This is a genomic window from Sorangium sp. So ce131 (assembly GCF_051519095.1).
Taxonomy (GTDB): Bacteria; Myxococcota_A; Polyangia; order Polyangiales; family Polyangiaceae; genus Sorangium.
Window position 1 is genome coordinate 6,181,581 of sequence record NZ_CP150455.1, and the last position, 22,892, is coordinate 6,204,472.

The window sequence follows — 22,892 nt, forward strand, 5'->3', positions numbered from 1 at the left end:
CGCGCCGCCCGCAGGGCGCAGGGCGAAGGACCAGCCACGACGCAGGGGACGCCGGGATCGACCCGGCGCTCCCCTGCCCTCGAGCGGCGGCGCTCAGGTCGCCTGGGCGCCGCCCCCGAGCGCGTCGCCGAGGCGCGCCAGGTTCCTCGCGAAGATCTGCACCGACGGGTGTGTCGGCCCGAGCGCCTTCGTGGCGATCGCCACGGCGCGCTCGATCTGCTGCCACGCGCCCGATAAATCGCCGAGCGCCTGCAGCACGCGGCCGAGGTTGTTCACGATGCTCGCGACGACGGGGTGATCCGGCCCGTAGGTCGCCTGCGCGATGCCGAGCGCGCGCTCCAGCTGCTCGCGCGCCCCCGGCAGCTCGCCGAGCGCTTGCAGCACGCTACCGAGGTTGTTGCAGCCGATCGCCACGGCCGGGTGGTCCGGGCCGTAGGTCGCCTCCGCGATCCTGAGCACGCGCGCGAAGTGCGCGCGCGCCCCCTCGAGGTCGCCGAGATCGCGCAGCACGCTGCCGAGGTTGTTGATGTCGCGCGCCACGTCCGGGTGATCCGGCCCGTAGGTGTCCTCGACGATCGCGAGCGCGCGCTCGAAGTCGGCGCGCGCGCCGGCGAGGTCGCCGAGATCACGCAGCACGCGCCCGCGGTTGTTCAGCGCCAGCGCGAAGCGCGGGTGGTAGGTGCCGTAGCTGTGCTCGTCGATCTTGAGCGCCTCCTCGAACTGCTCGCGCGCGCCCTTCAGGTCGCCGAGGTCGTGGAGCAGCCGGCCGAGGTTCGTGCGCCCGATCGCGACCGTCGGGTGGTCCGGGCCGTAGGCGCGGATGTCGATCGCGAGCGCGCGCTCGAGGTGCACGCGCGCGCCCGCGAAGTCGCCGAGGTCGCGGAACAGCGCGCCGAGGTTGTTGAGCCGGATGGCGACGCTCGGGTCGTCGGGGCCGTACGTGGCCTCGTCGATCGCGAGCGCGCGCTCCAGGTGCTTGCGCGCGCCCGGCAGGTCGCCCTGATCCATGAGCACGCTGCCGAGGTCGTTCACGTCGCGCGCCACGTCCGGGTGGTCGGGGCCGAAGCGCGCGATGTCGATCGCGAGCGCGCGCTCCAGGTGGCCCCGCGCGCCGCCGAGATCGCCGAGGTCGTGCAGGACGCTGCCGAGGCTGCGCAGCACGGCCGCGACCTTCGGGTCGTCGTGGCCGAACACCGCCTCGTGCAGCGCGAGCGCGCGCTCCAGGTAGCCCTTCGCCTCCGCGAACGCCGCGCGGCCCTGCAGGTACACGGCGAACCGGGCGAGGAGCCGGCCGCGCACCTCCTTCGCGACGTCGTAGATCTCGGCCTGGCTCGCCGCGGCGAGCGCGTGCGGCAGCCAGCGGGCGCAGAACGGCCACGTCTCCACGTCCTCGCTGCTCTCGGGGAACGCGTGATCGACGAGGCGGACCGCGGCCTCGGCCCACACCCGCCGGTCCTCGGGCGAGAGGCGATCGCGGACCACCGCCTGGACGAGGCGGTGCACCGAGAGCGCGCCCTCGTGCACGTCGATGAACGAGTAGCGGCGGAGCGCGGCGACCGCCTCGTCGAGCATCAAGGGATCGCTCAGCGCCTCCGCGAGCGCCCGCGGCAGGTGCGGCGCCGCGTCGGCGAGGCCCTCGCGCGGGATGTCGTCGGGCGCGAGGAACGCGCACAGGCTCAGCAGATCGACCGCGACGGGCGAGAAGCGCTGCGCCTCCTGGAACGCGAGGCCCCAGGTGGTGGCGACCGGCGTCGGGTAGTCCATGGGGACGCCGCGGAGCAGGAGCTCGCGCTGGTGGTCGCCGAAGACGGCGTGGTACGTCGCGATCGAGGACCTCGTCTCCTTGATGGTCGCCGCCGCCTGCACCAGCGCGAGCGGCAGATCCCCGAGCGTCTCGGCGAGCCGCTCCGCGGCGCGCTCGTCGCTCTGCCCGGTCCGGACGAGCAGGAACTTCACCGAGTCGGCGCGGTCCAGCGCCGGCACCGTGAGCGGCGTCGCGATGCCGCGGAAGCTCGGGTTGCGCGAGGTGATCAGGATGTGCCCGGTGCGCGGGTGCGGCAGGTACGGGGCGACGTCCTTCGGGTCGTTCACGTTGTCGAAGATGAGCAGCCACTTGTCGTTGCGGGACAGCCACGAGCGGACCGCCTCGATCGCGATCCGCTGGTCGGCCTCGTCCTGCTCGGGCAGGCCGAGCGCCGTGGCGAGGCGGGCGAAGTCCTCCGCCGCCGTGGCCGGCTCCTCCGCGCGGACCCACCAGACCACGTTGTACTGGCTCGCGTAGCGGTGCGCGTACTCCGCGGCGAGCTGCGTCTTGCCGATGCCGCCGAGGCCGCTGATCGCCTGGGTGAGCGCCGCGGGCCCGCCCGTGGTGAGCGCGCTCCGCAGCTCGTCGAGCAGCTGGTCGCGCCCGGTGAAGCTCGGGTTGCGCGGCGGCAGCTTCTTGATGTGCGGCTCCGCGTCGGGCGAGCTCGACTGCCGCCGCGGCGGCGGCCGCAGCGTCGGCGGCTCCGTCTCCCGGATGGCGCTCCGGATCCCCTTCGCGATCTCGGTGAACGCCTCGCTCTGGTTGGGGTAGCTGGTCACGGGCCGCGCGCGGTTGGGCAGCGGCTGCAGCTTGCCGAGCAGCGTCTTCTCCCAGGCGCAGGGCCGCAAGATGACGGGGATGACCCGGCACTCGCCCGCCTCGTGCCGCGCCATCGCCTCCCGGAGCTCCGGAGAGAGCCACGCCTCCGCGTGGAGGAAATCCGTGCTCACGAGCAGCAGGACGACGCGCGCCTCGCTCAGCTTCGCGGCGATCACCTCCCGCCGCTCCTTGCCGCCGCCGAGCGCGAAGCCCTGGTACGTCCGGATGACCCCTTGCCGTTTGAGCGCGTCGAGGTGGGTCTCGAGCTTGGGCCGCAGGTCCTCGTCCCTCGGGGAGTAGGAGAAGAACACGTCGGCGGGGCTCGTCGCCAAGGCAACCATAGTTCCTCTCGAGGGCCTTAAGGTCTCACGACGGACCTGAAGCGCAACGAGAATACGCGGTCGGGAAAGACCCAGGAAGAGACGGCAAATAGTGCTCTCGGCGGATACATGCGGGTCGAACCTCCATTCTTTCTCGGGGGGTGCTCCTTACCCCGCATCCGGCTCCGTCCTACCTTCGCGCTCCTCGTCCGCGCCCGGAGACGCCCTGCCGGCGGCCTGGAGGATGCGGCGCGCCGCCTCCATCCACTGACGCCGGTCGTCCCGCCGCAGCTGGTTGCGCACGACGATCTTCACGAGGCGGTGGACGCTGAGCGCGTGCGGGCGCACCTCGATCAGCGAGTGCAGCCGCAGCATCGCGATCGCGTCGTCGAGCGCGAGCGGATCGTACTCGTTCAGCGCCCGCCGCGGGATCGCGTCCATCGGGAGGAACGAGCACAGGCTGAGCAGCTCCGCCGCCGCCTGGTGGGTGAACACGGCGGCGAGCGCGCTCTCCCAGGTGGTCGCGACCGTCACCGGGAAGCTGACGGGGCGCTCCAGCAGCGCGGCCGGGCGCTGGCGGAACAGCGCGAGGTACTCGGCGAGCGGGCGCCCCGTCTCCTCGATGTAGGCGCCGGCCTGCGCCAGGGCGAGCGGCAGATCACCGAGCTCTTCCGCGAGGGCGTTCGCCGCCTCGGCGTCGGTCTCGCCCGTGCGCCGGAGCAGGAAGCTCACCGACTCGGCGCGCTCGATGCCGCGGACGGTCACCGTCGTGAGCCCGCGCCAGATCGGGTTCTGCGACGTCATGAGGATGTGGCCGCCGAACGAGACGCTCGGGACGTAGGGATCGACCTCGCTCGGCTCGCGCACGCCGTCGAAGAGGAGCAGCCAGCGCCCGCGGCGCCCGAGCTTGCTGCGCACCGCCGCGACCGCGCGCGCGGGGTCCTGGATCTCCTGCTCGGGCAGCCGCATCTCGGTGGCGAGCGCGACGAACGCGGCGTCCATCGCCTCCGTGCTCTGGCCGTCGATCAGGAAGACCGTGTCGTAGGCGCCCGCGTTGCGGTGGGCGTACTCGATCGCGAGCTTGGTCTTGCCGGTGCCGCCGAGCCCGCAGAGCGGCGCGATGCCGCGCTTCGCGAGCGTCCTGCCGATCTCGGCGAGCAGCTCGTCGCGCGCGGCCAGGTTCCGGCCCGTCCACGCGGGGACGCTCCAGATCCCTGGCGGCGGTGGCACCTCGGAGTGGCTCACCGGCTGGGCGCCGGCGCTCGGTGAGCCTACGGGGGGTTTTGGGTGAGCTGCTCGACCTGCTTTCGGATGCCCTTGGCGATGTCGGTGAAGGCCTCGCTCTGGTTGACCCAGCTCGTCACCGGGCGCCCGCCTCGCGGCAAGCTGGCCAGCTTGCCGAACGGCGCGCCCTCCCAGTCGCAGGCGTCGAGGATGACGGGGATGACGCGCGCCTCTCCCCGCTCGTGGCGCTCGATCGCCTTCTGCATCTCGACGTCGTAACAGAAGTCCGACGCGAGGAAGTCCGCGCTGATGAGCAGGAGGATGACCTTCGCGGTCTCGAGGTGCTCCGCGAGCGCCCGGTCGCGCTCCTCGCCGGCGCCGATCTCTCCGTCGTGCCAGCCGCGGATCACGCCCTTGCGCTTGAGGATGGCGAGGTGGGTCTCGAGCTTGTCGCGCAGCTCGCGGTTGCTCTCCGAGTAGGAGAAGAACACCTCGATCGGGCTCGCCGGCGGCTCGGACGCGAGATCGCGCCGCGCGGCGTCGAGCGCCCCCGGGGCGGTGACGGTGTCGTCGTAGCCGGCCGGCTCGGACGAGAGATCGGACGCGAAGCCGGGGGGCAGATCCAGCGGGAGGTCGTACGCCGGGAAGCCCAGGGGCGACGACGACGGCGGGAGCTCCAGGTCCGGGATCGGGGGCGGCAGGATCGAGCGCCGCGCGTGGGTCGACGCCGCCGGCGGCGGCGACGACGCGCGGGGGCGGGCCGCGCTCGCGCGCTCGAGGATCGCGAGCGCCTCGTCGTGGCTGCCGTCGGGCGTGTCGTAGGGCAGGAGCTGGAAGCCCATGTCGACGAGCATCGTGCGCCGGTACGGCGTGAGGCTGGCGCGCGGGACGAGCACGAAGCGGGGCGGCGGCGAGCTCCCGGACAGCGCGTGGATGTCCGAGAGCATCTCGTCGAGGTTGCCGTCGGCGCGCCCGAAGCCGACGAAGAGCATGGGGCACGTCGAGAGCACCGTCGTGAGCGCGCTGCGCACGGCGGGCGCGGCGATCGCCTTGTGGAAGCGCTCCCGCGTGAACACCCAGCTGCTGGGGTCCTTCAGCGTGCCGTGCATCTTGACGATGATCCGGCGCCGCCACGCGACCTCGTCGGTGATCCGCCAGAGGGGCTCCCAGTCGGCGCCGAAGGCGCGCTCGAGCAGGTGGTTGATGTTCGTGGTGAGCACCGCGCGCAGCCTGTCCCGCAGCGCGGCGAGCGCGATCGCGATCCGCGGCGGCTCGAGCCCCTCGTCGTCGAGGGCGTCCTCGACGAAGGTGTTGAACTCCGCCGGGCCGAGGGCGTGCTCCGCGGCGGCGAGCGCCTCGCTGTGGCGTTGCGAGCGCGCGAGCTCCGCGACCTCGGCGACCACGAGCTCGTCGCCGACCTGATCGCGCACCCGCTCGACGAGCAGATCGACGAGCTGACGCCAGGTCGGCAGCCCGGCGGCGGCCGAGATGCCGCCTCCCACGAAGAGCACGAGCTCTCCGCTCTCGAACGCCGCGCGCAGCTCCTCGATCACCGCGGCGTCGACCGCCGCGCTCGTCGTGTTGGCGTTGTCCATAAGGGTTGGCATCGAGCCCCTCGAGTCTATCGCTCCTCGGCGCCGCGCGCACTTTTGCGGCGTACCGCCGCGCCCTCGAGCAATCTGCGTCATCGCCGCCGTCGCCACCGTGGCCGCGCCTCGGCGCTCGCCCGGCGCCCGCGGCGCGCGCCGGGGAGACCCCGCCGCCGTCCAGACCAGCGCGCGCACGACGTCCCAGACGACGGGCTGCGCCGCGCCGCCCGAGGCGCGGGGCGCGCCGGCGCGAAGGAGCGGAGACCGTGCGCCTTCCGGGAGCATGCTACGTCTCCGGCATGCGTCCGGCGGCTCTCCTCACGCTGGCCATGCTGGCCTCGTTTTTCGCAGTCTCCATGGTCGGCGCGGCGGCGCCTCGGCGCGCCCCCCGCCTCCCGGCGGACGCCGCGGCCGCCGTCTCCGCGCGCGCCGGGGGTCCGCGCGCGCCCTCGAGCGTCGTCGCGCTGCGCGCGCCCGGGCCCTCGGCCGTCCTCGTGCGCGCCAGCAGCTTCACGATGGGATCGAGCGAGGTGGAGATCGTGCACGCGGTGACGCTCTGCAAGCTCGAGCCGGCCGGAGAGCTGTGCGTGGACGAGATCGAGGCGAGCTTCGCGAACGAGCTCGTGCCGCACGAGGTCTACCTCTCGGACTTCTGGATCGACCGCACCGAGGTGACCGTGGCCAGCTACCGCCGGTGCGTCTCGGCCGGACACTGCGACGAGCCTCCTTACGCTTCCGGCGGGCAGCGCTTCGATCGGCCGGACTATCCGGTGGTGCTCGTCACGTGGAGCGACGCGCAGCGCTACTGCGCCTGGGCCGGCGGCCGCCTCCCGACGGAGGCCGAGTGGGAGCGCGCGGCGCGCCGCGCCGATGGCCGCCGCTACCCCTGGGGCGACGTGTACAACCCGTTCCACGCGAACCACGGGAGGCTCTCGGTCGACGAGCACGACGACGGCGACGGCTTCCTCGAGCTCGCGCCCGTCGGCTCGTTCGTCGCCGGGCGCACCCCCGACGGGATCGACGACCTCGCCGGCAATGTCGAGGAGTGGGTCGCGGACTACTACGGTCCCGAGTATCCAGGCGGCAGCGCGAAGGATCCGCGCGGGCCCAGCATGGGGGAGGAGCGCGTGCTCCGGGGCGGCAGCTACACCCACGGCCGCCCCTGGCTGCGCGGCGCCGCGCGGGGGCACGATCTGCCGACCAGCCGCCGCGCGTGGCGCGGCTTCCGCTGCGCGCGGACAGCGTGAGCCGCTGGCGTCGCGCGGCGCTGACCCAGCGCGGCGCTGACGTCGCGCGGCTCGCGCGGCGGTTGGCCGCGGCGAGGGATGGGCCCATACTGCGCGGGTGAGGATCGCGCACCTCTCCGACTTGCACCTCCTGTCCCTCGAGGGAGCCATCCCGTTCCGGCTGCTGAACAAGCGGCTCACCGGGTACATCAACATCCGCTTCCGGCGCCGCGCCGTCCACAAGCCGCACGCAGTCCACGCGGCGGCGAAGGAGATCCGGCGGCTCGGCGTCGACCACGTCGTCATCACGGGCGACGTCTCGAACCTCGCGCTCGAGCGCGAGTTCGTCCTGGTCCGCAGCTTCTTGCAGCGCGATCTCGGGCTCCCTCCCGACCGGGTGAGCATCGTCCCGGGCAACCACGACGCGTACACGAAGGGCGCGCACCGCTCGCAGCGGTTCACGCAGTACTTCGCGCCGTACCTGCGCTCGGATCTCCCGCTCGACGCGCCCGCGCGCGAGGGCGGTCGCGGCGCCGATCGCGACGGCGCCGGCTCGGTGTTCCCGTTCGTGCACCTGCGCGGGCCGGTGGCGATCATCGGCCTGTCGACCGCGTGGCCCCGCCCTCCGCTCGTGGCCTCGGGGCGGATCGGCGCCGCGCAGCTGCGCTCGCTCGAGCGCGTGCTCGCGCACCCGGAGGTGCGACGGCGGACGCCGATCGTCCTCCAGCACCACCCGCTCCACAACCCGGCGAGCCTGACGAAGACGCTGCTGGAGGGCCTGGGGGACGCCGCGGCGGAGGGGCGCCTGCTCCGGCAAGTCAGCCGCGGCCTGCTGCTGCACGGGCACCTGCACCGGCGCATCCACCGGAAGCTGCACACCGACAGGGGCCACATCGACGCCGTGGGCGCGGCGAGCGCCTCGCTCCTGCACGACAGCGACGAGAAGATGGCCGGGTTCAACGTCTACGAGATCGACGACGCGGGCGGGATCAAGGGCATCACGTCGCACCGCTTCGTCCCCGGACACGACGCGTTCCGCGAGATCCCTGTCCCCCAGCGATGAGCCCGCTCGGCGCCGGCCGGCGCCGAGCCGCGGCCCGATCGCCGGCGCGGCGCGGCGCGCAGACAGACGTCCGCCACGCGTGCAGCCCGGCTTGCGGGCGCGCGACGATCGGGCTCGGAGGTGACGATGAGGTGGATCGAGCGCAGCGGGAGCGCTGCGCGGGGAGATCGAGCGGGGCTCAGGTGCGGAGGAGGATCAGCTGGGGGCGCGCATCACGTTGACCGCCTGGAGGCCTTTCGGACCCTCCTTGATCTCGAACTCGACGGTCTCGTCCTCGAACAGGCGGCGGCGCCCCTCCCCGTTGATCTGCGAATAATGAACGAAGACGTCAGGGCCAGTCTCCTGCTTGATGAAACCCCAGCCCTTCTCATCGTTGAACCACTTTACTTTGCCAACTGCCATATTTCCTCCACTTCCGAGCTCGTCGATACCCGAGGCGCGCAGGCTGGGAGTCGGGAGGAGACCGTATCTGCGGTCCCTGATTCCGATGCGGGCTTGGCTGCGTGCAGCAAACCCCCCTCGTAGACAAGTCCAACATGCGCAGGGCGGCTGCCCAGCCGCTTGTTGATGTGCGTGCGCGACAACTTCGACGATTCTCCCCGGTCCGAGCGGGCGCCAACGTAAACGGCCCGATGCGCCAAGGTCAAGCCATGATGGCTCGACCTGATGTCGCTCGATCCAGTGCCCGCCTCACCGGCAGTGCCGCCGTACAGCAGTTCCTGACAAGACGATCCCGCGGCGCAGCAAATCGCTGCGGTTAGCACGATCGATGACGGGAGCGCCGCGCGGTGCGAACCAGAATTCGCGCGTCCGTCAAGATTTGCGCTCTTATCGAAGAGTCGTGTGCGGGGGCGCGGCTCGTCGAAGGGCGCCGCGAGCTCCGCGCGCAGCATTGCGCTCTCCATGACGCTCTTGCCTTCTCGCGCGGCCGCTCTCGCCGCGCCCCGCGACGAGGTGACGGGCCGACCCGCCAGCGAGGCGCGATCGCGGCGCGCGGCGCGCCTCCCGGTGACAGAGGAGGCGGCCAGGCTGTTCACCGCCGCGCGGGGCGCGACGGGGCCGACGTGAACGTGGAGGAAGGCGGGACACCTCGGGCCGCGGCGCGCCGACGCCCGCGACCCGTGACCCGACCAGGCCGCCGAGCATGGCCGGCGCGCAGCCCGGCTCGCGCCCGCTCGCCGCCTCGCTTCCAGAATCGAAGGCATCTCGTTGACATGTCTGTTCGAGCTTGCTCGTATGGCGTGGCGAGGGCATCGGGTCTCACCTCCGCCCTGGCCCCGCGAGGCGACGAGATGTTCTCGGTGATCATCAGCGAGAAAGGGGGCGCGGAGCGCCGCGAAACCTTCGACCGGACAGAGATCAACGTCGGCCGCGTTCAGGGCAACGACCTGATGCTGCCGAAGGGCAACGTGTCGAAGCGGCATGCGCGGCTGCTCTACCGTGACGGGCGCTTCATCGTCACCGACCTCAAGAGCACCAACGGCACGTACGTCAACGGCCGCAAGATCGCCCAGGCGACCATCGTCCGCGAGGGCGACAAGATCTACATCGGCGACTTCGTGCTGCGGATCGAGACTGCCTCGAGCGGCACCGCGCCGCCGGACAGCACGGCGTCGCCCGCGCGCGGGCCCGACGACATGACCGCGGGCGACCCGGCGCCGCTCGCCGAGCGGGCAGCGCCGCCGTCCGCCGAGAAGGGGCTGCACCGCTCGGCGCCGTTGCCGCTGATCAACGAGAAGGGCGAGCCGTCGCGCACCGGCCAGGGCGTGATCAGCCACTTCCCGCTCGAGAACGACCCCGACGAGTCCGCCGACGCGCCCGGTCCGGTGCCCGCCCCGCCGCGCATGCCCTCGCCGCGCCCGCCGATGGTCCCGGGCGCGACCGCGGCGCCGCCGCCCATCCCACCGCCGCCGCCCAACCTCCCGCAGGCGCGCGACGGTCGCGCTGTCGGCGTGGGCGCCGGCAACCCGACCGCGCAGATGGCGCGGCCTACCCCGACGGCGACGCCGCTGCCGGGCGCCCTCCCCACCGGCGCGCCGCCCGCGCCCGGCGCCGGGAGCGCCGCCGTCCACCCGAGCGTGGTCCCGATCCCCAGCCGGCGGGCCATCCCGCCCGTCTCGGATCGGGTAGACCGCGGGCAGGGCGACTCGGCGCAGGCCGTGGCGCACCGCCGGGCGCTCGTGCGGATCATGGAGCGGCTCGCCGACACGATCGACCTCGGGCCGCTCGACGCCGGCGCGCTGCCGGACGGCGCGCTCGCCCACCGCTACGAGCAGGCCCTCGCGGAGAGCGTCGAGGGGACGCGCGCGGCGGGCGAGCTCGGCCCCGAGGTCGACGTCGACGCGGTCGCGGCCGACGCGCAGCGGGAGCTGTTCACGTTCGGCCCGCTCGACCGGCTGCTCGAGGACGACGACGTGAGCGAGATCCAGGTGTTCCGCCACGATCACGTGGTCGCGATGCACGGGCGCCGCCGGGTCATCTCGGAGGTGGGCTTCAGCAGCGAGCGCGCCGTCGACCGCGCGATCCGCCGGCTCTGCGCGACCGCCGGGCAGCCGCTCGAGGACGGCGCGAGCTTCGTCGAGCGGACGTTGCCGAGGGGCAGGCGGCTCTTCGCGGTGCTCCCGCCCGCCGCGACCTCGACGCTGGTCATCCGGAAGCCGCAGCGCCCCGACGTCACGCTGGAGGACCTCGTGCGCAACGGGACGATCTCGCGCGCGATGGCGGGGCTGCTCTCCCAGTGCGTGCTCGGTCGCGGCAACCTGCTCGTCACCGGGACGCGCGACGCGGGGACGAGCTGGCTGCTCGGCGCGCTCGCGGCCGCAGCGCAGCCGGACGACCGGGTGGTGGTGCTCCAGGACGAGGACGAGCTCGTCATCGACCAGCCCCACACGTTGTCCATCGCGCTCGGCGGCACGACGGCCGAGCGGGTCCGGGCGGTGCAGGCGGCCACGCGCATCCGGCCGGAGCGGCTCGTGGTGAGCTCGTTCTCGGGCCACGTGGCGGCCGAGGTGGTGGACGCGATCGGCGGCGGCATGGACGGCGTGCTCGCGGCCGCTCGAGCGCCGACGCTGCGGCAGGCGGTGACGCGGCTCCCCGCGGACATCGCGGCGACCCGCCCGGGCATCGCGCCGGAGACGGCGCGCGAGTGGCTGGCGTCGTCCTTCGATCTGGCGATCGAGATCGCGCTGCTGCGCGACGGGCGCCACCGGGTGCTCCGCATCGCGGAGCTCGGGATCGAAGGCGGACAGATCGCGATTCGCGACGTGTTCACGTTCGTGGTCGAGCGGACGGCCGCCGGCGGCGCGCTCGAGGGGACCTTCCACCCTTCCGGTCTGGTGCCGGACATCGTGGAAGATCTTCAGTCCCGCGGGCTCACCGTCGACACGTCCGCCTCGTTCCGGAGGAACCGCTAGGCTCGGCCGCGAGCCTGCGAGCAACCTGCGAGCGACCTGCAACGAAGACAACGCGGCGAGGCGGCGACGGCGAGGAAACGCGGCGCGCGGCGAGGCGCGGTGAGACGCGGTGAGACCAGGGTCCGTCAGAACGTCTTGACGAGCGCCTGCGAGGGGCGGAGGTTATGCTGCTGAGTAGCCATGGCCATCCGTACCATCCTCCACTATCCCGACCCGCGCCTGCGCCAGAAGGCGCTGCCGGTCGGTGACATCACCCCCGAAATCCTGAAGCTTATCGACGACATGGCCGAGACCATGTACGCCGCGCCCGGCGTCGGCCTCGCGGCCACGCAGATCGGGGAGCTCCACCGCGTCTTCCTCGTCGACGTCGCCGCCGAGAACGAGCCGAGCAACCTCCTCGTGTTCATCAACCCCGAGATCGTGCGGAACGAGGGGCAGCAGACCGGCCCCGAAGGCTGCCTGTCGTTCCCCGGGATCAGCGAGGACATCAAGCGCGCCGAGCGCGTCCGCGTGCGCGCCCGCGGGCGCGACGGCGCCACCTTCGAGATCGAGGCCGACGGCCTGCTCGCGGTCGCGATCCAGCACGAGCTCGATCACCTCGACGGCGTGTTGATGATCGACCGGATGGGCACGCTCAAGAAGCGCATCGTCCAGCGGAAGATGCAGAAGCGGGGCGCCGAAGCGGCGGGCTGAGCGGCCGCGCTGCCCCGCGGGCGCGGCGGGCGAGCTCGCCGGCGGCGCGCGGCACCGCGGCGCACGGCACCGCGGCACCGCGGCACCGCGGCGCACGGACGGGGCTGCCGGCGGCGCGCGCTGTCAGCTGCGCGCCGGGAACGCGAGCGGGCCGCTGACGTAGGCGTCCCGGCCGCAGAGCTCCCAGCGCGGATCGACGATCCGGGGCGCGTCGCCCGGCGTGTCCGGGCCCGCCCAGTCGACCGCGCCCGGCCGGCCGCGCGGGCCGAGCAGGATCGGGGCGACGAACGCGTGCAGCTCGTCGGGGAGCCGCGACGCGAGCAGGCTGCCCGCGAGCTCGGCGCCGCCCTCGACGAGGATGGAGACGATGCCCTGCGAGGCGCAGAGGCGCATCGCGGCGGTCACGTCGACCCGGCCCTCCGCGGAGGTCGGCGCCCGCAGGACGATACAGCCCGCGTCGGCGAGCATCTGCTCGGCCGCCTCGGGCGCGTCGGCGCCCGTGAGCACCCAGGTCGGCACCTCGCGCGCCGTCTGCACGAGGCGCGTGTGGATCGGCAGCCGGAGCCGCGTGTCGAAGACGAGCCGGACGGGGTTGCGGCCGCTCGGCGCGAGCCCGGGCTCGCGCAGCGTGAGGCGCGGATCGTCGGCGACGGCGGTGCCGATCCCGATCGCCACCGCGTCGTGCCGCGAGCGGAGCTCCTGCACCTTCGCGCGGGCCTCCGGGCCGGTGACCCACTTCGAGGCCCCGGTGCGCGTCGCGATGCGCCCGTCCAGCGACAGGGCGAGCTTGAGCGCGATGTGCGGGATGCCGGTCGTGATGAACTTGGTCCAGGGCGCGATCAGCGCGCGGGCCTCGGACCCGGCCACGCCGATCTCGACGGCGAGCCCGGCGTCGCTGAGCCGCTGGGCGCCGCCGCCGACCACCGCCGGGTTCGGGTCCGTCGCGCCGATGACGACCCGCTTGATGCCGGCGCTCAGCACCGCGTCCACGCAGGGCGGGGTGCGCCCCTCGTGGTTGCAGGGCTCGAGCGTCACGTACAACGTCCCGCCCCGCGCCACGTCGCCGGCGGCGGCGAGCGCCAGCCCCTCGGCGTGCTCCTCGCCCGCGCGGGCGTGGTGCGCGACGGCGACGACCTCGCCCGCCGTGCTCACCACCACCGCGCCGACCGGGGGGTTCGGCGAGGGCATGGCCTTGTGCGCCTCCTCGATGGCCAGGCGCATCATCGAGGCGTCGAATTCGGGATCGGGGCTGGGGGTCTTCGCAGACATCGAAGAGCCGGATCTACTAGGGCGCCTTGGCCTTCACAAGCTTGCCAAGCTCGGCCATGAACTGGTCGATGTCCCGAAAGGAACGATAGACGCTGGCGAACCGGACATAGGCGACCTCGTCGAGGGTGCGCAAGTGGTTCATGACCCGCTCGCCGAGCTCGGTCGACGAGATCTCCCTCCGCTCGGACTCCTGCGCCTCGCGCTCGATCGCGTCGGCGATCACCTCGATCTGGTCCGTCGACACGGGCCGCTTGTTGCAGGCGATCCGGAGCCCCCGCACGAGCTTCTGCCGATCGAACGGCTCGCGCCGCCCGTCCTTCTTGACGACGGTCGGCAGGATGTCCTCGACGCGCTCGTACGTCGTGAACCTGCGCTCGCACGAGGCGCACTCGCGCCGCCGACGGATCACGTCGCCCGCGCCGCCGGCCCGGGAGTCGATCACCCGGTCCTCAAGGTGGCCGCAGAACGGGCACTTCATCGGGCCATCCGGCGGGGCGCGGTCAGTCCTCGAACCGGGAGAGGACGAGCGACACGTTCGTGCCGCCGAAGCCGAACGAGTTCGACATCACGTGCTTCAGGCGGCGCTCGCGCGAGGTGAACGGCACGTAGTCGAGGGTGCACTCGGGATCCGGGTCGTCCAGGTTGAGCGTCGGCGGCACCGCGTCGTGGCGCAGCGCGAGCGCGCAGACCGCCGCCTCGACGCCGCCGGCGCCGCCGAGCAGGTGGCCCATCGCCGACTTGGTCGAGCTCACCCAGAGGCGCTTCGACGCCGCGTGATCGCCGAAGATCTTGAGGATCGCCCGGCTCTCCTCGATGTCGCCCTGCGGGGTCGAGGTGCCGTGGGCGTTGATGTAGTCGATCGCGTCCGGGGAGAGCTTCGCGTCCTCGAGCGCCATCTTCATGGCCCGCTGCGCGCCGGCCCCCTCGGGCGCCGGCTTCGTGATGTGGTACGCGTCGCACGAGGCGCCGTACCCCACGACCTCCGCGTAGATCTTGGCGCCGCGCTTCTTCGCGTGGGAGAGCGACTCGAGCAGCAGCGACCCGGCGCCCTCGGCGCAGACGAAGCCGTCGCGCCCCTTGTCCCAGGGGCGGCTCGCCCGCTGCGGCTCGTCGTTGCGCCGCGAGAGCGCGAACATCGCGCAGAAGCCGCCGATGCCGAGGCCGGTGATCGTCGCCTCCGCGCCGCCCGTGAGCATGATGTGCGAGCGCCCCCGGCGGATCCACTCGAACGCCTCGCCGAGCGAGTGCGCGCTCGACGAGCACGCGCTCGTGTTGCAGTAGCTCGCGCCCCGGAGGTCGAGCGACAGCGCCACCTGCCCCGCGGCGAGGTTCGCGATGACGGTCGGGATGAAGTAAGGGCTCACCTTGTGGGGGCCCTTCTCGTGCAGCGTGATCGAGTGCTGGAAGAGGTACTCCAGGCCGCCGAGGCCGACGCCGATGAAGGTGCCGCACTGATCGCGGTCCTCCTCGGTGAGCTCGATCGCCGCGTCCTGGAGGGCCATCTGCGAGGCGGCGACGGAGAGCTGGGCGAAGCGGCCCATCTCCTTGACCTTCTTCTTCGGGATGTACTCCTCCGGGACGAACCCCTTCACCTCGCCGGCGAAGCGAGTCGGGAATGTGCTCGCGTCGAAGAGGGTGATGGGTCCGATGCCGGACTGACCAGCCAGCAGAGATTGCCAGGTGGCCTGCGTCCCGATGCCGTTGGGCGTAACGAGCCCGATGCCGGTGATGACAACGCGTTCCATGGCTCTTTTTGCCCTAGCGCCACCACGGAGGCGAGGACACGTGCTTCAACGAAGAGCAGGCCCTTCGTTGGCGCACGTGTCGTCGCACCTCCATGGTGACGCCGCGTCCGCTAGGGCGGTTGGGACGCTACTTCTTGGCATGCCTCTCGATGTAGTCGACCGCATCCTGGACAGACCGGATCTTCTCCGTGTCCTCGTCCGGAATGTCGATCTCGAACGCTTCCTCGAACGCGAGGACGAGCTCCACCAGGCCCAGCGAATCGGCGCCCAGATCGTCGATGAACGTCGCTTCAGGCTTGATGTCCTTCTCGTCGACGTCGAGCTGCTCCTTGATGATTCGCTTTACTTCGGCCGTGATGTCGCGACCTTCAGCCATGGTATTCCTCCCGGAAAAACGGACCCCCTAGTAGCCCATCGCCATCAGCGTTGCATCATGGAATTACCGGCGGCCGCTTTTTTCATGTGCGCCCGGCTCGCCGCCGAGCGTGAAGCGCAACCCGCCGAGATCCCAGATCCAGCGCGTCTCAGACGTACATGCCGCCGTTGACGCGCAGCGTCTCTCCCGTCACATAGCTCGCCTCGTCGGAGCACAGGAATGTGATCGCCGCGGCGACCTCCTCGGCGCGGCCGGTGCGCCCGAGGGGGATCATCTTGGTCAGCCCCTCTTTCATCTCGGCGCCGATCGTGGTGGTCATGTCGGTGTCGATGAAGCCGGGCGCCACCGCGTTGACGGTGATGCCGCGCCCAGCGTACTCGCGGGCGAGCGACTTCGTCACGCCGAGCAGGGCCGCCTTCGTCGCGCCATACGCCACCTGGCCGACGTTGCCCATCTCCGCGACGACGCTGGAGAGGAAGACGATGCGGCCGGTGCGCGCGCGCATCATGACCTTGGTCGCGGCGCGCGCGCACGCGATCGAGCCCTTGACGTTCACGTCGAAGAGGCGATCGAGGTCCTCCTCCTTGACCCGGAGGAGCAGCCCGTCGATCGCGATCCCCGCGTTCGCGACGAGGATGTCGAGGCGGCCGAGGCGCTTCGCCGCGTCGGCGATGGCGGCCTCGGTGGCCTGCATGTTGGCGACGTCGAAGCCGAGCGCCTCGGCCTTGCCGCCGCGCGCGGTGATCGCCTCGACGACCGCGCGCGCCTCGGCCTCCCCGCGCACGTAGTTCACGATCACGTGAGCCCCTTGCGCCGCCAGCGCCTCCGACGCGGCCCGCCCGATCCCTCGCGATCCACCCGTGACGATCGCAACCTTGCCCGTAAGGTCGAACATCGATGCCTATGCCTCCGAAAGGAACGCGCTCACGCGCTCAATCCCCGCCATGTCGCTCACGCTGAGCACCTTGATCTGCTTCGTGATCCGCTTCACGAGCCCGGCGAGCACCTTGCCGGGGCCGAGCTCCAGGGCATGCGTCACGCCGTCCGCCGCCATCCGCTCGATCGTCCGCGTCCACTGCACGGTCCCGTCGATCTGCTGCAGCAAGAGCGAGCGCACCCGCTCCGGATCCGCGTTCGGCGCGGCGTCCACGTTCGCGACGACGGGGAAAGCGAGCGGCCTCACCTGCGTGCGCTCGAGCTCGGGCCGCAGGCGCTCGGCGGCGGGCCGCATCAGGGCGCAGTGGAAGGGCGCGCTCACCTTGAGCGCGATCGCCTTGCCACCTCGGGCGACGGCGAGCTCGCGCGCCCGCGCGACCGCCCCGCTGTGGCCGGCGATCACGATCTGCCCCGGCCCGTTGTAGTTCGCCGGCGAGACCACCTCGCCCTGCGCCGCCTCCGCGCAGAGCGCGAGCACCACGTCCTGGTCGAGCCCCATGAGCGCCGCCATCGCCCCCTGGCCCGCGGGCACGGCCTCCTGCATCGCGCTGCCGCGGATGCGGCAGAGCCGCACCGCCTCCTCGACCTCGAGCGCCCCCGCGGCGACGAGCGCGCTGTACTCACCGAGCGAGTGGCCCGCGGCGTAGAGCGGCGGCTCGAGCTCGGGCAGGTGCTCGACGAGCGCCGCGGCCACCGCGCAGCTCGTCGCGACGATGGCGGGCTGGGTGTTGCTCGTCAGCGTCAGCTCCTCCATCGGGCCCTCGAAGCAGAGCCGCGAGATCGGCTCGCCGAGCGCGGCGTCCGCCCGCGCGAACACGCCGCGCGCCGCCGCCGAGGACTCCGCGAGGGCCTTGCCCATGCCCACCTCTTGCGCCCCTTGCCCTGGAAACAGCCAAGCGATCTTCACGTTAGTCCTCTCTTCCAAGCGGAGGAGGCGGACGCCGTCCGCTCCTCACCACGTCAAGGAGCTGGCTCGCGCCGATCTTCGCTCATGCAGGAGCGGGGGGCGAGCTCAACCGCACGGGTGCGCAGATCTCGAGCCCGACGCCGGTGCGCGCGCATGGCCGGCTCACATCCGGACGATCGTCGCGCCCCAGGAGATGCCGGCGCCGAGCGCGCAGAAAAGGACGTTGTGACCCGGCTTGATGCGCCCGTCGCGCACCGCCTCGTCGAGGGCGATGGGGATCGAGGCGCTCGAGGTGTTGCCGTACTCCTCGATGTTCAGCACGAACCGCTCGAGCGGGAGGCTGAGCCGGGCGGCGACCTGGCTGATGATGCGCAGGTTCGCTTGGTGGGCGACGACCCAGTCGAGATCGGCGGCCGTCATGCCGGCCCGGTCGAGCGCGATCAGCGAGGCGCTGGAGAGGTTCTTCACGGCGACCTTGAAGATGTCCTGCCCCACCATGTGGACCTTGTTGCGGTTCTGCTCGAGGCCCTCGACCGTCAGCGGCTCGGCCGTGCCGCCGCCCGGGATGACCAGCGAGCTCGCGAGCGCGCCGTCGCTGAAGATCCGCGCGGAGACGATGCCCCTGCCGTCGCCGGAGGCGGGCCCCAGCACGGCGGCGCCGGCGCCGTCGCCGAAGAGGACGCACGTCGTGCGGTCCTTCCAGTTGAGGATGCGCGAGAGCAGCTCGACGCCGATCACGAGGACGTGGCGCGCCGCGCCGGTCGCGATGAACTGATCGGCGATCGTGAGCCCGTAGACGAAGCCCGCGCACGCCGCCGAGATGTCGAAGGAAGGGATCTCCTGGGCGCCGAGCTTCTGCTGCACGTGCACGGCGCAGGCGGGCATCGGGCTGTCGCCGCTGATCGTCCCGACGATGATCATGTCGAGATCGGCGGCCGAGAGCCCCGCCGCCTCCAGCGCCGAGCGGCCCGCGGCGGCGGCCATGTCGCTCGTGAGCTCGCCCTCGGCGGCGATGTGGCGCCGGCGGATGCCTGTCCGCTCGCTGATCCAGCTGTCGGAGGTGTCGACGATCTTCTCGAGATCGGTGTTGTGCAGGACGCGGGCGGGCGCGTAGCTGCCCGTCCCGACGATGCGGCTCCTCGGCTGCACGGCGCTCATGCGACGGACCGCCGCGCGATGGCGCACGTCAGCGCCGCGCCCTGGCGCGCGGGCGCCGCGTCCAGGTGCGCCGGCCTCCGCGCGCCCGCCCCGGTCATGTGGCCGCGGTCGCCTTCGTCGACTTCGCTTTGCGCCCGTTGTAGTGCCCGCAAGCGCCGCAGGCGCGGTGCGGGAGCCGGGCTTCCCCGCAGTTCTCGCAGGAGACGAGCTGGACGGGGGTCACCTTGTCGTGGTTGGCGCGCCGCATGTCGCGCTTGCTGGGGGTGGTTTTCCTCTTGGGGACGGCCACGGAACTACTCCTTCTTGGTCTTCTTCTTCGGTATCCCGGCGCTGGCCGGGGAGGTCGAGGGGGATCGCTCGGGCTTGCCAGAGGCGCCGGGCCTCTGTCCGAGCTTTTCCCGGAGCGCGCTGAGCGGCGCGAGCCGCGGGTCGAGGCCGGGAGCGGCCCCTTCCTCCTCCACCGCCCCGCTGACGAGGTTCGAGGGGCCGCCTTCGCGGTCCTCCCGGGACGCGGCAGGACCGATACCCGGGCAAGCTTCCGAGCACAAGGGGAAGTTCGGCATCTCGAGGAGAATGGCTTCCCGGATGAAGGGGTCGAGCACGACCGTCTCGCCGTCGTACGTGTCGACGTCGGCCTCCTCGGCCGTGAACTCGTACTCGGGCTCCTTGGCCTTGGCCCCCGCCTTGGACGCGCCGTTGCGGCCGCCGTCGTCCCGCCGGTGCCCGTGCCCGTGCGCCTCGGCCTTCGGCGCCGGGCGCAGCAGCAGCGAGATCTCGGCGTCGATGTCCTGCGGCGCGGGGGCGAGGCAGCGGGCGCACGGCGTGGCGACGGCCACCTTGACGCGGCCGCGCACGACGATCTCGTTCGCGGAGCGGGACAGGCGGGCGGTCAGGTGGCCGGGCGCGGTCGCGGTGATATCGGCGTCCGAGAGCTCGGCGTTCAACCAGTCGATGGGCAACGACACGTCCAGCGCGATGCCGGAGACGTCGATGTCATGGGCGGATACGGTGACCTGGGACATAGGGCTCGCCGGTGGAAAGCCGAGCGTGTAGCGCGGGGTGCTCTGGCTCGCAAGACCACGCTGGCGCCGTCGCCGTCATGGTGTCGTCGTCCAGAGCACGCGCAACGCGCAACGCGCAACGCGCCGCGCCGGTCCTCCGCAGGCCGAGGACGGCCGCGGCGCTGTCCGGCCGCTGGCGGCGGCCGCGGGGAGAGCCGGGCGCTGCGACGAGCTGAGCCTCGGGCGGGCACGGCCCCGGGCCGAGACGCCGCCGCGGCGCGGCGTGGTAGCGTCGCCCGGGCATGGACCGCAGCGCCACGCCCGAGGACCCCGCCGCGGGCGCCTCCGATCGTCGGCTTGGATCGCCAGGGGAAACACGGCGCGCGGGCCTCGCGATCGCCCTCTACGCGCTCGTCACGCTCGTCTACGCCGTCACCGCGTCCCGCGAGATCTTCGCGGCCCATACGCCGTTCAACCACTACGCCTTGCTCGCGGAGGCGTGGCTCGAGGGACGCCTCGATCTCGGCGGTCCGCCGCCGGCCTACACGGGCGGCAACGACTTCGCGGTGGCCTCCGGCCGCACCTACGTCAGCTTCCCCCCGTTCCCCGCGGTGCTCATCGCGCCGGTCGTCCGGCTCGCCGGCAGCGCCGAGCGCGTGCGCGACGGGCAGTTCTTCCTCGTGTTCGCCGGCGTCGGGCCGGCCGTCCTCTTCCTCGCCCTGGAGAAGCTCTCGGCGTCGCGGCGGAGCCGCCGCACCCAGAACGAGAACGCCGCGCTCGCGCTGCTCTTCGCGCTCGGGAGCGTCTACTGGTTCAGCGCGGTGCAAGGGACGGTGTGGTTCGCGGCGCACGTCGTCGGCGTCGCGCTCGCCTGCGTCTACCTCTATTGCGCGCTCGACGCCGCCCACCCGCTCGCGGCCGGCCTCGCCCTCGGCCTCGGGTTCGCGACGCGCACGCCGCTCGGCTTCGCGGCGCCGCTGTTCCTCCACGAGGCGCTCCGCGCGGGCCGCTCGGACCCGCGCGCGCTCGCCCGCCGGCTCCTCCTGTTCGCCGCGCCGGCCGCGCTCGTGCTGCTCGCGCTGCTCTGGCACAACCACGCCCGGTTCGGCGACGTCGTCGAGTTCGGGCACCGGCACCTCCACATCGCCTGGCGGCCGCGCATCGAGAAGTGGGGGCTCTTCTCGTACCACTATCTGCCGCGCAACCTCGCGGTGGTGCTCACCGGGCTGCCGTTCACGGGCGTGCAGGGCGCGCCGTTCCAGATCAACGCCCACGGGCTCGCGCTCTGGGTGACCACGCCGATCTACACGTGGGCGATCTGGCCCCGGCGCACGCCGCCCGTGTTCTGGGCGCTCGCCGCCACGGCGGCCGCGGTCGCGCTGCCGAGCCTGCTCTACCAGAACACGGGCTGGGTCCAGTTCGGCTACCGCTTCTCCAACGACTTCGCCCCCTTCCTCTTCGCGATGATCGCCGTCGGGGGCCGCCGCTTCGGCGTGCCGTTCTACGCGCTCGGCGCGGCCGCGATCGCCGTGAACGGGTTCGGCGCGCTCACGTTCCAGCGCGCGGGCTTCGAGCGGTTCTATTTTTTCGAGCGGACCCAGCGCGTCCTCCACCAACCCGACTGAACGCGGCGGCGCTCGCCACCCGCCCCGCCGCGCGGCGCGCGCCGGCGGCGGCGAGCCCCGGGCGAGCGGCGCGCTTCGCGCGGGGAGACCGGCGATCGCGCGAGGGCTTCACGCGACCGTTGGGTGCACGGCGCCTCCTGTGCTAGCCCTCGCCGCGCCATGGAAGCTCTGCTCGACCCGGCCGCCGTCCGACGCGGCCTGCGGCGTATCGCGCTCCAGATCGCCGAGCGCGACCGCGGCGTGGAGGATCTGGCGCTGATCGGCATCCGGCGGGGCGGCGAGCCGCTCGCGAAGCGGCTCGCCGCGCTGCTGCTCGAGACCGAGGGGCAGGCGCCGCCGGTCGGCGCCGTCGACATCACGATGTACCGCGACGACGCCGCGACCGCGCTGCCGAACCCGCGCATCGGCCCGAGCCACATCCCCTTCCCCGTCGACGGCCGGCGCATCGTGCTGATCGACGACGTGATCTACAGCGGCCGCACCATCCGCGCCGCGCTCGACGCGGTGCTCGACTACGGGCGGCCGCGGAGGATCGAGCTCGTGGCGCTCGTCGATCGCGGCGGCAGGGAGCTGCCGATCCACCCGGACTACATCGTCCGCGCGGTCGAGCTCGCGCCCGACCAGCGGGTCGACGTCGTGGAGCGCGCGGGCGAGCTCTGGGCCCTCGTCACCGCCGCCGGCGCGAAGAACTCGGAGCCCCCCTCTCCCCCGGAAGGGACGTGAGCGAGCGCATGAGGAGGATCTACCCGCACCGACACCTGCTCGGCATCGAGGGGCTCTCGCGCCCCGAGATCGTGGCGCTCCTGGACGCGGCCGAGTCGCTCTTCGACGTCTCGCGCCGGAGCGTGCGCAAGGTGCCCACGCTCCGCGGCAAGACCATCGTGAACCTGTTCTACGAGCCGTCGACGCGCACGCGCACGTCGTTCGAGCTCGCGGGCAAGCGGCTCAGCGCCGACGTCATCAACATCAGCGTCTCCACGTCGAGCGCGGTCAAGGGCGAGTCGCTGCTCGACACGGTGCAGAACCTCCAGGCGATGCAGCCCGACGTGCTGGTCATCCGGCACAGCGCCTCGGGGGCGCCGCACCACGTCGCGGAGCGCGTGCGCGCGGCGGTCGTCAACGCGGGGGACGGCACGCACGAGCACCCGACGCAGGCGCTCCTCGACGCGTTCACGATCCGGCGCGCCAAGGGCCGCCTGGAGGGGCTTGAGGTCGCGATCTGCGGCGACATCGTCCACAGCCGCGTGGCCCGCTCCAACGCGCACCTGCTCACGGCGATGGGCGCGCGGGTCCGCTTCGCCGGCCCGCGCACGCTGCTCCCGACGGCCGCGGAGTCGCTCGGCGCGACCGTTTACGACCGGATCGAGCCCGCCCTCGAGGGGGCCGACGTGGTGATGATGCTGCGGGTCCAGCGCGAGCGGCTGAGCGGCACGTTCCTGCCGAGCACGCGCGAGTACAGCCGCACCTTCGGGCTCAACCCGGCCCGGCTCGCGCTCGCCAAGCCGGACGCGATCGTGATGCACCCGGGCCCGATGAACCGCGGCGTGGAGATCGACCCCCGGGTCGCCGACGGCAAGCAGAGCGTGATCCTCGATCAGGTCGAGGCGGGCGTCGCGGTCCGGATGGCGGTGCTCTGGATCCTCGCGGCGGAGGCCAACGAGTTCTCCGCGACCGGCGAGCCGCGCCCCGCGCTCTGACGCGGGCGCGGAGCGCGGAGCGCGGCG

The 22,892-nt window shown here is 72.7% G+C and carries 20 protein-coding genes; 7 read left to right on the forward strand and 13 right to left on the reverse strand.

Translation table 11 applies throughout. From position 1 onward, the window contains the following. Positions 1 to 93: 93 nt before the first annotated feature. From fxsT to WMF43_RS22500, 3 genes are all read right to left on the reverse strand, one after another. On the reverse strand, positions 94 to 2,964 hold the full coding sequence (gene fxsT, locus WMF43_RS22490; protein ID WP_437683181.1) for an FxSxx-COOH system tetratricopeptide repeat protein: 2,871 nt from the start codon (positions 2,962 to 2,964) through the stop codon (positions 94 to 96). Positions 2,965 to 3,111: 147 nt separating this feature from the next. Continuing rightward, positions 3,112 to 4,188, reverse strand: a complete 1,077-nt coding sequence (locus WMF43_RS22495; protein WP_437683182.1) for an ATP/GTP-binding protein — start codon at positions 4,186 to 4,188, stop codon at positions 3,112 to 3,114. Positions 4,189 to 4,214: 26 nt separating this feature from the next. Next, a complete protein-coding gene (locus WMF43_RS22500; protein ID WP_437683183.1) occupies positions 4,215 to 5,774 on the reverse strand; it encodes an SIR2 family protein in 1,560 nt (519 codons plus the stop codon). Positions 5,775 to 6,055: 281 nt separating this feature from the next. Between WMF43_RS22500 and WMF43_RS22505 the strand changes: the two genes are divergently transcribed. Further along, positions 6,056 to 7,003 (forward strand): formylglycine-generating enzyme family protein, encoded by a 948-nt coding sequence (locus tag WMF43_RS22505; RefSeq protein WP_437683184.1) that lies wholly within the window; start codon positions 6,056 to 6,058, stop codon positions 7,001 to 7,003. Between the two features lie 97 nt (positions 7,004 to 7,100). Further along, entirely contained in the window at positions 7,101 to 8,045 is a 945-nt protein-coding gene (locus tag WMF43_RS22510; RefSeq protein ID WP_437683185.1) for a metallophosphoesterase family protein, read from the forward strand. A gap of 195 nt (positions 8,046 to 8,240) precedes the next feature. On the opposite strand, the gene WMF43_RS22515 is transcribed toward WMF43_RS22510, so the two are convergent. Continuing rightward, the gene (locus tag WMF43_RS22515; protein ID WP_437683186.1) at positions 8,241 to 8,447 is read right to left on the reverse strand and encodes a cold-shock protein; all 207 of its coding nucleotides are present in this window, start codon (positions 8,445 to 8,447) and stop codon (positions 8,241 to 8,243) included. Between the two features lie 890 nt (positions 8,448 to 9,337). On the opposite strand from WMF43_RS22515, the gene WMF43_RS22520 reads away from it, so the two are divergent. Both WMF43_RS22520 and def read left to right on the forward strand, forming a co-directional pair. Beyond that, positions 9,338 to 11,458, forward strand: coding sequence for an ATPase, T2SS/T4P/T4SS family (locus WMF43_RS22520; protein WP_437683187.1), 2,121 nt, complete (start codon positions 9,338 to 9,340; stop codon positions 11,456 to 11,458). A gap of 180 nt (positions 11,459 to 11,638) precedes the next feature. Next, entirely contained in the window at positions 11,639 to 12,151 is a 513-nt protein-coding gene (gene def / locus WMF43_RS22525; protein WP_104981866.1) for a peptide deformylase, read from the forward strand. A gap of 123 nt (positions 12,152 to 12,274) precedes the next feature. Here the strand turns inward: def and ribD are convergent, their stop codons facing one another. From ribD to WMF43_RS22570, 9 genes are all read right to left on the reverse strand, one after another. Then, on the reverse strand, positions 12,275 to 13,420 hold the full coding sequence (gene ribD / locus WMF43_RS22530; protein WP_437683188.1) for a bifunctional diaminohydroxyphosphoribosylaminopyrimidine deaminase/5-amino-6-(5-phosphoribosylamino)uracil reductase RibD: 1,146 nt from the start codon (positions 13,418 to 13,420) through the stop codon (positions 12,275 to 12,277). A gap of 16 nt (positions 13,421 to 13,436) precedes the next feature. Further along, a complete protein-coding gene (nrdR, locus tag WMF43_RS22535; RefSeq protein WP_104981868.1) occupies positions 13,437 to 13,898 on the reverse strand; it encodes a transcriptional regulator NrdR in 462 nt (153 codons plus the stop codon). 22 nt (positions 13,899 to 13,920) lie between these two features. Then, positions 13,921 to 15,165 (reverse strand): beta-ketoacyl-ACP synthase II, encoded by a 1,245-nt coding sequence (gene fabF, locus WMF43_RS22540; RefSeq protein ID WP_437683189.1) that lies wholly within the window; start codon positions 15,163 to 15,165, stop codon positions 13,921 to 13,923. A gap of 127 nt (positions 15,166 to 15,292) precedes the next feature. Further along, entirely contained in the window at positions 15,293 to 15,541 is a 249-nt protein-coding gene (gene acpP, locus WMF43_RS22545) for an acyl carrier protein (protein ID WP_437683190.1), read from the reverse strand. Between the two features lie 148 nt (positions 15,542 to 15,689). Then, positions 15,690 to 16,436 carry a 3-oxoacyl-ACP reductase FabG gene (gene fabG, locus WMF43_RS22550; protein WP_437683191.1) on the reverse strand — a complete coding sequence of 249 codons (747 nt, stop codon included), beginning with the start codon at positions 16,434 to 16,436 and terminating at the stop codon, positions 15,690 to 15,692. Between the two features lie 6 nt (positions 16,437 to 16,442). Next, complete coding sequence (fabD, locus tag WMF43_RS22555) at positions 16,443 to 17,384, reverse strand: ACP S-malonyltransferase (RefSeq protein WP_437683192.1); 942 nt, start codon at positions 17,382 to 17,384, stop codon at positions 16,443 to 16,445. A gap of 162 nt (positions 17,385 to 17,546) precedes the next feature. Beyond that, positions 17,547 to 18,542, reverse strand: coding sequence for a beta-ketoacyl-ACP synthase III (locus WMF43_RS22560; RefSeq protein ID WP_437683193.1), 996 nt, complete (start codon positions 18,540 to 18,542; stop codon positions 17,547 to 17,549). A gap of 94 nt (positions 18,543 to 18,636) precedes the next feature. After that, positions 18,637 to 18,831, reverse strand: a complete 195-nt coding sequence (gene rpmF, locus WMF43_RS22565; RefSeq protein WP_437641301.1) for a 50S ribosomal protein L32 — start codon at positions 18,829 to 18,831, stop codon at positions 18,637 to 18,639. 4 nt (positions 18,832 to 18,835) lie between these two features. Next, complete coding sequence (locus WMF43_RS22570; protein ID WP_437683194.1) at positions 18,836 to 19,564, reverse strand: YceD family protein; 729 nt, start codon at positions 19,562 to 19,564, stop codon at positions 18,836 to 18,838. A gap of 281 nt (positions 19,565 to 19,845) precedes the next feature. Here WMF43_RS22570 and WMF43_RS22575 point away from each other — a divergent pair, with 281 nt between their 5' ends. The 3 genes from WMF43_RS22575 (at position 19,846) to WMF43_RS22585 (ending at position 22,865) form a co-directional block, all read left to right on the forward strand. Then, entirely contained in the window at positions 19,846 to 21,168 is a 1,323-nt protein-coding gene (locus tag WMF43_RS22575) for a hypothetical protein (RefSeq protein WP_437683195.1), read from the forward strand. Between the two features lie 159 nt (positions 21,169 to 21,327). Then, on the forward strand, positions 21,328 to 21,891 hold the full coding sequence (gene pyrR / locus WMF43_RS22580; protein WP_437683196.1) for a bifunctional pyr operon transcriptional regulator/uracil phosphoribosyltransferase PyrR: 564 nt from the start codon (positions 21,328 to 21,330) through the stop codon (positions 21,889 to 21,891). Between the two features lie 8 nt (positions 21,892 to 21,899). Then, positions 21,900 to 22,865 (forward strand): aspartate carbamoyltransferase catalytic subunit, encoded by a 966-nt coding sequence (locus WMF43_RS22585; RefSeq protein ID WP_437683197.1) that lies wholly within the window; start codon positions 21,900 to 21,902, stop codon positions 22,863 to 22,865. Positions 22,866 to 22,892 lie beyond the last annotated feature (27 nt).